Consider the following 8188-nt stretch of genomic DNA (forward strand, 5'->3'; position numbering starts at 1 on the left):
AGTCATCGAATTGACAAAGAACAATGAAACTGAATTACTTTATCGTAACATTTGTACTACTCTAAACGAAAATGAATTTAAAAAAGCAGCATAAGTTTTCGCTCAATTGGGGTATAACTGTTTTTGAACAAAGGCTTATTTCACAGGCCATTACGCCAATTGATTACAAAAATAAAATTACTAGTGGCCATATCCAGCTGAATTTATTCGATTCTTAACCGGACACTAATGTTTTTAAATCTGTTCAAAATAACGGAAAAGTTCCCAGTCAGTGACGGCTTTTTCGTTTTCTTTATTCTCTAAAAAAGCACACTGCACCAGATAATAAACCACCCGGTCTCCGAAAAGGGATCTTGCTGCCACAGAATGATCAAATAGAGCCGTGGCCTCTGAAAGAGACAACGGGCATTGTGGCAGGCCATCCGCAACATATGCATTTACGGAAAATTCCTCAGGGGGTTCAATTCTGTTTTTCATACCGTACATTCCGGATGCAAGAATTCCGGCAAACGTCAGGTATGGGTTGATATCCGCTCCTGGAATCCTGTTATCAGATCAGCAACCCTGTTTTGAACCCACAGTACGAACTCCTGTGACGACTGTCATAACTCCATGCGATATTTGCGGGTGCAAAAGATTCAGCGTAGTACCGTTTATAAGAATTGACGGTGGGACCGTAAAGCAGGGAAAATTATTATATTTATATTATCGATATTTTTTAAGATCATAAATACTTATAACTGATTCCTTATTATTGTTTTACCAGTCCTTGGGCAGATGTTTGGGTGATGTTCTTCGGATGGCCTGTATTTTTGTTTTGTAAATGGTGGTTAAATAGATGCCGAAAAATATCAAACAGATACCTGCAATGTGGAAAAGGCGCAGACGTTCACCTAAAAATATGTACGCTAAAATAGCACCAAAAACCGGCATCAGGTGTATAAAGATCCCGGCCTTGCTTGCACCGATTATTTCCACCGCTTTGTTCCAGAACAGATAGGCCAGTACAGATGGAAAAACCCCTACAAAAAGAACACTGATGACGCTGGTCGCTGTCAGTCTGATGGTGGCACCGGTATGAATTTCCCAGACATAGAATGGAAATAGAAAGAACAACCCGATGATTATAATCGAAGCCAGAAAGCAGACCGGACTCATCTTTTGCGGTCTTTTTCTAAGTAAAATGGTATACATCGCCCAGCTCATGGCAGCGGATAAGGTCCACAAATCTCCCCGAACAAATTGAATCGGTATCAGATTGTTAAGATTGCCATGCGAAATGATCCACAATAAGCCGATAAATGAAATGATTACGCCGAATGTCTGCAGAAGGGTGATCCTGTCTTTGAATCCGATCCGGGAAAATAAAACAATAAATATCGGCGTCATGGCGTTTATGATAATTGCATTGACTGCCAGGGTGGAGTGCAGGGCCAAATAGATGAATGAGTTGAAAATGGTGACGGAAAAAATAGCCAGAAGCGTCATGATTTTCCAGTGTCTTCGGATTAAATCCCACTGTCTTTTAAGGGGCTTTACGGCAAAGGGCAGGATGATGAGCAAAGCAATGGTCCATCGCCAGAAGGACATGGCGATCGGGGGAATTACCTCATGGACCCCCCTTCCGAGGATAAAATTTCCCGACCAAAAAAGCACCGTCAATGTGAGCAAAAGATAGGGCATTTTATAACCTATCAAGGATTCATCAAAATGAGCTGCAAGAATATAAAAATAAGAACGAAAAGGCTATAATGTCAAGAATTATTGAGAAATTAGCCGAACATAGGCACTTACCGGCCAACAGTCTGACTGAGTGCAAAATTTTCCAATTTATCCAACTCGATCAGCATGGATGACTGACAATGTGGTACAAATGATGGTGCGGCAAAATGTTTGGTTTGCCCCTGACCATCTGGAAGGTGGCAAAATTAAGGGTGCGAAAGCCAGACAATCACAGATCACTGGAGGGAGTTCCGCTTTCATCCCCAACCAGAGTATGTTATGAAAAGCCAGATATCAACCTATTTCGCAATTTGGGGATAGGCATTGAACCGCAAAAAAGGAAAACAGGCCATGAAAGTAAAAACCCTTGTTTGTATGTTGGCAATTCTCCTAATCAATGTGGCTGTGCTGGCTGCACCTCCTTTAGATTTAAATACGATACCGCCGTCGCTTGAACCATGGAAGGCCTGGGTTCTTCATGGACAGGAGGATCGATTTTGTCCTGTCGCTTATAATAACGGGGAAGAAACCAAATGCCTCTGGCCGTCGCGCCTGAATCTGGAGCTTGATGCCGACGGAGGCCGATTTTCCCAGCAGTGGCTGGTATTTACAAAGGATTGGGTCCCATTGCCGGGCAGCCAAAAAATATGGCCTCAAAATGTCAAGATTGACGGGAAAGCGGCCACAGTGGTGGAGAAAGGGGGCATCCCCTGTGCTTATATGACTGTCGGGCAGCACTTAATGGAGGGCATATTCGCATGGGATGAAATGCCGGAAATGATCCGTATTCCAGAAGCAAGTGGTCTGGTTACCCTCTCAATAAACCGCAAAACTGTAGATTACCCCTTATTAGATACCCGTGGACGTTTATGGTTGCAAAAACGAAAAGGGATTCAAACCAAAGAGCAACAAACGGAAGTGCGTATTTATCGACTAATAAATGACACCATTCCCATGAGAGTGACCACTCATCTGAAAATGAATGTTTCCGGTCAGGCCCGCAAGGTCAAGCTTGAGAAAATTCTATTAAAAGATTTTATTCCCCTGAGGATTAACAGCCCCCTTCCGGCCAGGATCGGAATAAAAGGTGAGTTGATGATCCAGGCGCGTCCCGGCCGGTGGGAAATTAAAATTTTCTCACGGTCAAAAAATCCTGTTCACAGAATTAGGCCTGAAAAATTGGCCTACGGACAGGAAATATGGGCTTTTAAGTCGCAAAATCACCTGCGCATGGTAAAAACCGAAGGGGTTCAATCGGTGGACCCCAACCAGGCAGACCTGCCTTCTAAATGGAAAAAATTTCCGGCATTCATTATTAATTCCGGCAACGTGATGGCATTTAAAGAAATTCGCCGGGGAGACCCTGATCCTGCACCTGATCAGATCCATTTAAAAAGAAACTGGTGGCTCGATTTTAATGGCGAAGGTTTCACCATCCAGGATCGGATTCATGGAACCATGAGCCGACAGTGGTATCTTGCCATGAATCTACCCGGAATTCTCGGCCGGGTGTCTGTGGATGGAACGGATCAACTCATCACCGGCCAGGGTAAAGACCAAAAACCGGGGGTGGAACTTCGCCGGGGAAAACTCGATCTTGTAGCAGAATCCAGATATGAAACTTCAACAGGTCGCATTCCGGCAGTGGGATGGGATCACGATTTTCAGTCGGTCTCGGGTTCCTTAAACCTGCCACCTGGCTGGCGGCTGCTTACAGCAGGCGGTGTGGATGTGATGCCCGGAACCTGGTTTCAGCGTTGGACCTTGCTTGACCTTTTTCTGGCTTTGATCATATCCTTAACCATACTAAAGCTTTGGAACTGGCGTTGGGGTCTGCTGGCCCTTGTCACCCTCGCTATTACTTATCATGAACCAGGTTCACCCCGTATTGTATGGCTGCATTTACTGGCCGCATCGGCTCTTGTAAAATTCTTACCTGATGGATGGGTAAAAAGGATGGCCGTTGTATGGCGCATGGCATCGATGGTCACCCTGCTGGTGATAGCCATTCCATTCATGGTCCAGCAAGTCCGCTGGGGCATTTATCCGCAACTGGAGACGCATGGAACCAGCAGGTGGTTTACAACTCAAAGAAGTATTGATTCAACTTTGCAGGCCGATAGAGTCAGGGAAAAAGCTGTGGCTCCTAAAAAAAGAAAGGCGGTTCTGGCAAAAAGGCCTTATGCCTCCTCAGGTGCCGTGCAGCAGAAACTTGACTACAGAAAGAAGCAGGCGGTTTTTATCCAGGATCCAAACGCACTGATTCAAACAGGCCCGGGATTGCCGAGTTGGAAGTGGCGTTCCTTTGCCATGAGATGGAACGGCCCGGTAAACAAAGATCAACAGGTTCGATTATGGCTGCTGCCACCTGTAGCCAATCTTATTCTTGGCCTTGTTCGAGTCCTGTTCCTGGCATTATTAATCTTCGGCTTGATCAATTTCAAGCAATGGAAAATAAAAGCCGGCAGTTTTACTTCTTGGGCAGTCATACTGTGTGTGCTGCTGTTTCCAGGGATATCGGCAGGAGAAACAAAAAGTGATGGCTATCCCTCCCATGAACTTTTGCAGCAACTTAAAGAAAGGCTTCTGGAAAAGCCGGACTGTTTGCCGGAATGTGCCACTAGTCCGAAAATTGAGATCGTGCTAAAAAGTAACCGCCTGCAAATTCTTTTTTCTGTTCATGCAGCAGTAAAAACGGCTGTTCCCCTGCCAGGAGTTTCTGCAGCGTCGTGGCAGCCCAAACAGGTGCTCCTCGATTCTGTCCCCGCCCATGGCCTGGCAAGGGATAAGGAAGGATTGCTGTGGATTATGGCTCCAAAAGGAATCCACACCATTACTATAACCGGAAACACGCCACCTGAAAACAGTTTTCAAATTCTTCTTCCTTTAAAACCCCACCTGGGAATGATTCAAAGTAAAGACTGGGACGTTCAGGGAGTGGACAACAATGGCGTACTGGATGAAAGTATTAAATTTACCCGACAGGAGAAAAAGCGATCCAAACAGCAGACAGACGCTGCAATGACCCTTGAACCGTTTTTACATATTAAACGGGTTTTATCTTTAGGTCTTAACTGGCAGATCAGGACCACAGTGAGCAGGATGACACCTACCGGAAAACCTGTGGTGGTCTCGGTGCCTTTGATTACAGGTGAATCGGTGACAACAGCTGGAATTCGTGTTGAAAAGGGGAATGCGCTGGTACATCTGGGACCCAAGATGAAAGAGGCCATGTGGATTTCTTCTTTAAAACAAAGTAAGGCTGTTTTTCTGCAGGCTCCGAAATCTGTTCCATGGACAGAGACCTGGGTGCTTGATGCCAGTCCAATCTGGCACTGTGAACACTCTGGCATTCCGATCATCTTTCACCAAGACCAATCGGGTTTATGGCGGCCACAGTGGCAACCCTGGCCCGGTGAACAGGTGACTATTAATATATCTCGGCCAAAAGCGATTGTCGGACAAACGATGACCATTGATGAAACCAGGCTGACATTTACACCGGGCAAGAGATTTGACAAAGCGGCTTTTTTATTGAAAATTCGAAGCAGCGAGGGCGGACAGCATAAATTAACCCTTCCGGAAGATGCAAAGTTGCAGCAGGTTAAAATGTCCGGGAAGATTCAACCGATAAAAAAGCAAAAACATGAGGTGATTATCCCCATAAAACCTGGAAAGCAGTCTGTCAATCTTCAATGGCACCAGAGTACGAATTCTTCTCTGTGGACGAGAGCACCCGTCGTTAAAATAGGCAAAGATGCGGTAAATGCTGAAGTGATCTTTCAAATGCCGAGGAATCGCTGGATTTTAATGACCACCGGACCCCGTCTTGGCCCTGCGGTATTGTTTTGGAGTTATGTTGCGGTTATTATTCTGGCAGCCTTTGGCCTAGGGAAAGTAACATTTACGCCGATCAAGACCCACCAATGGCTTCTGCTTGGAGTGGGATTGACCCAGGTACATCCTTTGGCCGCTATCATGATTGTCGGCTGGCTTCTGGCTCTCGGCCTGCGCCAAAATCATCCGTTTGGTAAAAGCTGGTTTTCTTTTAACGCCACCCAGCTCATTCTTGTTGCCTGGACAGTTGCCGCCCTGATCGGTCTTTACCTATCGATTCAAAAAGGCCTCCTTGGCATCCCGAACATGCAAATCGCAGGGAATGGTTCATCCGATTTCTGGCTCCACTGGACCCAGGACAGAATTGAGGGAACCACGCCTCAACCGCAGGTGTTGTCTCTGCCGCTGTTTGTTTTCCGTATCCTCATGCTGTTGTGGGCGTTGTGGCTGGCCCATTCCCTGTTGAAATGGCTCCGTTGGGGCTGGCAATGCTTCAGCAAAGGAGGATTATGGAAAAAGGTAATGATTCGCCGCAGAAAGGATGGTGGCCAACCGCCCGAAATTCCAGATTCCCCAGACACTGCGGAGCCATCTTGATAAGGTTTTTGCAACAGCAAAATTTGAAGAATTTAGCCTTCAAACGGGTAAGGAGGGGGTTTTTCTAGTTGAACGAAAGTTAAATGGATCCTAGCTGATGATTTCAAATATCTCTTCGGATTGCTCAGTAAAAATCTTTAGAATCTCTTTCTGACTGGAAGATAAAGTATTAAATTTTACCCCGATCCCCTGAGACCCGCTCCAGACTATTTGTCCGTTAAATTTGAAAGGCTTGTGATGGTTTGGCAATGAAAAACTCATTGATAATTTTTCTCCGGCAGGGAAAATGACATTGGTTTCAATAAATGCGCCGAATGCACTGATATCGAGAATGTAACCGCTGAACGTTTCCTTTCCGATAATATAAGCTACGGAAATTAAGCAGGTTCTCCTGTGGTTTCCCCTTTTTTCAATCGTTAGATCGTTACCTACTTTTATATTGAGTTTTTTCTCCAGATATCTCAACAGCTTTATCTGCATTTCTTCAGACAGATGGTTGATGAGTGCTACTAATTTTGATTTAACAGCAGGGCCTTTGTGGTTTTTATTGGTAGAGGTCATTGCTACCCTATCCTTTCGAGTTTTATTGGATATTTTTTTACTCACGCAAGTTTTGCACTCCGAATTAGAGTCACCTTCAAGGCAGAAAATGGCATTTTCTTGTATGGCTGAGTGGCCTCCGATGTTTATGCGGTTTCAATCGTGACCCAAAATATTATTTACCGACGGTACTTTTCGATCTGCTTTTAGAACGTATCAGGGCAGGTGCTTTTTCATCATATTCCTGTTTTAGCTGCAGAATTATTATTGATGCGATTACCAACCCTCCACCCATCACCTGCCAAAGTTCCAGTATTTCATTTAAAAATATAAAGGATATCACACCTGCAGTAATCGGTTCGAGTGTGGCAGCAATGCTTGCACGTGTCGCCCTTATCAGGTTTACTCCCTCCAGATAAAGGCCAAAAGGCACCAGGGTGCCCAAAATACCTATATATATAATCCATCCCCATTGTACAACATTGTATGGATGAAAAAAAGCCTCCAACGGCTGGTGTAAAATATTCCACATCAGCGCCGCAAATAACATGGCATAAAAGAGGATAGTCCAGGGGCTATAATTCCGCATTCCGTACTCGCTGTGAATGGAGTACCAGGCGAAACAGATGGCCGATAAAAGCCCGCTAACGATACCGGCAATGTTCATTGCAAGAACATCAAAGTTATACCCTCCTACCATCAGGTAGCAACCGAAGGTTGCCCCTACCAGAGCCATGACGGTCTGCAGGCTCAATTTGTCACGGGCAAAAACCACTGCGTAAATGGCAATAAATGACGGTGCCATATATTGAAGTAAAATTGCTGCCGCAACATTGATTTTACTGATGGCAAAAAGGTATGTAAATTGAACACCGCTCATACCGAAAAGCCCTAAAATTGCAAAATAAAATATATCTCTGGGCTTGACTCTAATCAGAGAAGGCTTCCATAGCAAAAGGTATAAAAATAATCCGGCTGCGGCAATCGTTATACGAAGCTGTACCAGTTGAAAAAGGGTAATCCCGCTGTGAAACAAAAACTTTGCTGAAGATCCTGATATGGCCCATAACAGAGCCGCAAAGATTACATAAACATATCCCATGCTTGGAGTTTTAATAGATGTATTCAATTTAAAACCGGGTTGATAATTTGAATGAGCTGGTAAAAAGTATTGGTTCTTCTCCAAATTAGTTGGAGAAGAGGGTCCAGGGATTCCAAGGGTCAATCCGCCTGAGGCGGAAAGTGTTTGTTTTCTAAAGATTTTATCAGCGTTTTTATAGTGGTTGTTAAAAAACGTTTCTTGACCTAAACGATTTTTCCTACACCCACATATACCGCAATTCCATATTTCAGAATATATTTAAGAAAAAAGATCATTAGTGTCCGGTTAAGAATCGAATAAATTCAGCTGGATATGGCCACTAGTAATTTTATTTTTGTAATCAATTGGCGTAATGGCCTGTGAAATAAGCCTTTGTTCAAAAACAGTTAT

Annotated in this window: 5 protein-coding genes; 1 reads left to right on the top strand and 4 read right to left on the bottom strand. The window is 44.5% G+C overall.

The genetic code is table 11. The features are described 5' to 3' along the window. Window positions 1-234: 234 nt before the first annotated feature. Window positions 235-543 (bottom strand): hypothetical protein, encoded by a 309-nt coding sequence (locus SWH54_01995; GenBank protein ID MDY6790017.1) that lies wholly within the window; start codon window positions 541-543, stop codon window positions 235-237. Between the two features lie 216 nt (window positions 544-759). Beyond that, on the bottom strand, window positions 760-1683 hold the full coding sequence (locus tag SWH54_02000) for a DMT family transporter (protein ID MDY6790018.1): 924 nt from the start codon (window positions 1681-1683) through the stop codon (window positions 760-762). Window positions 1684-2073: 390 nt separating this feature from the next. On the opposite strand from SWH54_02000, the gene SWH54_02005 reads away from it, so the two are divergent. Further along, a complete protein-coding gene (locus SWH54_02005; protein ID MDY6790019.1) occupies window positions 2074-6156 on the top strand; it encodes a hypothetical protein in 4083 nt (1360 codons plus the stop codon). A gap of 90 nt (window positions 6157-6246) precedes the next feature. Here SWH54_02005 and SWH54_02010 read toward each other — a convergent pair whose 3' ends face one another. Further along, window positions 6247-6717 carry a PilZ domain-containing protein gene (locus SWH54_02010; GenBank protein ID MDY6790020.1) on the bottom strand — a complete coding sequence of 157 codons (471 nt, stop codon included), beginning with the start codon at window positions 6715-6717 and terminating at the stop codon, window positions 6247-6249. A 154-nt stretch (window positions 6718-6871) separates the two neighbouring features. Further along, window positions 6872-7825 (bottom strand): EamA family transporter, encoded by a 954-nt coding sequence (locus SWH54_02015; GenBank protein MDY6790021.1) that lies wholly within the window; start codon window positions 7823-7825, stop codon window positions 6872-6874. Between the last annotated feature and the right edge of the window lie 363 nt (window positions 7826-8188).

Source organism: Thermodesulfobacteriota bacterium (assembly GCA_034189135.1).
Taxonomy (GTDB): Bacteria; Desulfobacterota; Desulfobacteria; order Desulfobacterales; family JAUWMJ01; genus JAUWMJ01.

What these genes read in the sequence shown, in the direction of transcription:
- SWH54_02000 (MDY6790018.1), bottom strand. Translation starts at nt 1,683, where the DNA reads ATGCCCTATCTTTTGCTCACATTGACGGTGCTTTTTTGGTCGGGAAAT.
- SWH54_02005 (MDY6790019.1), top strand. Translation starts at nt 2,074, where the DNA reads ATGAAAGTAAAAACCCTTGTTTGTATGTTGGCAATTCTCCTAATCAAT.
- SWH54_02010 (MDY6790020.1), bottom strand. Translation starts at nt 6,717, where the DNA reads ATGACCTCTACCAATAAAAACCACAAAGGCCCTGCTGTTAAATCAAAA.